This window comes from Candidatus Symbiothrix dinenymphae, assembly GCF_001431085.1.
Genome location: NZ_BBRU01000033.1, coordinates 1 through 1321 on the forward strand (window position 1 = coordinate 1; position 1321 = coordinate 1321).

General features: G+C 48.6%; 1 protein-coding gene. It reads left to right on the plus strand.

The genetic code is table 11. From position 1 onward, the window contains the following. Nucleotides 1-233: 233 nt before the first annotated feature. The coding region (locus ASC50_RS00640) for a gamma-glutamyl-gamma-aminobutyrate hydrolase family protein (protein WP_162838178.1) at nt 234-1321 on the plus strand (1088 nt) is incomplete at its 3' end.

Here is a 1321-nt window from a genome sequence, read left to right on the forward strand (position 1 = left end):
GCTCGGGATGATATGCGATAAGGGTCGCCCGCTCTGCCGGAGCCACCGCTATATGCCTGCACCACAGCCGTGTTGCAGACAAACAATGCTATTGCGATTGATGTGAAGAATCTGTTCATATATTGCTCATAACTTGTTCATAACTTTTTCGGGTGCAAAGGTACAACAATTTTTTGATATAAACAATACAGTTGGAAAAAAAATACTTACCTTTGCACTTTGCAAAAAAACGGATGTTTATTATTAGAAATTTTATTTTTCTGATTATGCTTATCGGATTGTCTGTCAACCATAAAGAGAATATGTCATGTGTGGCTGATGCGTATGTGAACGCTGTTGTGCAGGCGGGTGGAACGCCGGTGTTGATTCCGCTGACGGCGAATACGGCTCTGCTGGACGAGCTGTTGTCGCACCTCAGCGGCTTGATTATGACCGGTGGCGGCGATATTTTTTCGCCGATTTTTGGTGAAGCACTGCACCCGACTGTTACCGATTACGACCGCGCACGCGACAGTTACGACATTTATTTGGTGCAAAAGGCGATGGCTCTCAACCTGCCGCTACTGGGCATTTGTCGCGGGATGCAGGTGCTGAATGTTGCCCTTGGAGGCACGCTCATCCAGGATATTCCATCGCAAGTGCCGAAGTCAAAAATCCACCACAGCCAAGAGGAGGAGCGAAAAGTGGGCACACATACAGTGCGTGTCGCGCCCGATTCACGGCTGTATGACATCGTCTGTCATTGCGGGCTTGACCCGCAATCCCCTGACAAGAGCACTCTGTCCGTCAATTCCTTCCATCATCAGGCAGTCGACAAAATTGCTGAAGGTATGAAAGCGGTGGCTTGGGCAGAGGATGGCATTGTGGAGGCGATTGAGCCGGAAGTCGGCAAACAGTTTCTGCTCGCCGTGCAATGGCATCCCGAACATCGCGCGTTGGCAGAGTACGAACCCGACAAAAAACTCGTCCGAGAACTCACCACCGAAGCGGCTTTGTTTCAAAAGGTGAAAGAAATTCATTCGCGCATCTATACTATTGATTCACATTGCGATACGCCGATGTTTTTTCCCTACAAAATTGACATTGGACAGGGCAACAAGACATTTCAGGTGAATCCCGTTTTGCTCAACAAATCGGCGGAAGACCCGATACAAGATTATCAACTGAAAGTGACCATCCCCAAGATGCAGGAGGGGATGCTGGATGCGGCATTTATGGTGGCATACCTGCATCAGGGCGCCCGCAATGCCAAAGCATCGCAACAAGCAGTGGAAAAGACCGAAAACATTCTCAAAGAACTCATCCGACAAATCGAAAAAAA